At 50.4% G+C, this 254-nt stretch carries 1 tRNA gene; it reads left to right on the top strand.

Annotated elements, in window-relative coordinates:
* Window positions 1-161: 161 nt before the first annotated feature.
* Window positions 162-238 (top strand) — tRNA-Arg (locus tag KQJ19_RS23910).
* Window positions 239-254: the final 16 nt, after the last annotated feature.

Below are 254 nucleotides of genomic sequence, written 5' to 3'. Positions count from 1 at the left end.
TAGCTCAGCTGGATAGAGTACTCGGCTACGAACCGAGCGGTCGGAGGTTCGAATCCTCCCGGATGCACCATCTTCTCTGCAATAGCGCATTAGCGTTGTTACAGAAAATCGATATCACTTTAGCAGTGATATCAAATCTGCAGTAAGTAAGTTTCCCTGATGCATCCGTAGCTCAGCTGGATAGAGTACTCGGCTACGAACCGAGCGGTCGGAGGTTCGAATCCTCCCGGATGCACCATCTTCTCCGAGATAAC

The organism is Citrobacter sp. S46_ASV_140 (assembly GCF_018919545.1).
In the GTDB taxonomy this organism is placed as follows: Bacteria; Pseudomonadota; Gammaproteobacteria; order Enterobacterales; family Enterobacteriaceae; genus Citrobacter; species Citrobacter braakii.
This window is presented reverse-complemented; position numbering and strand designations above follow the sequence as displayed.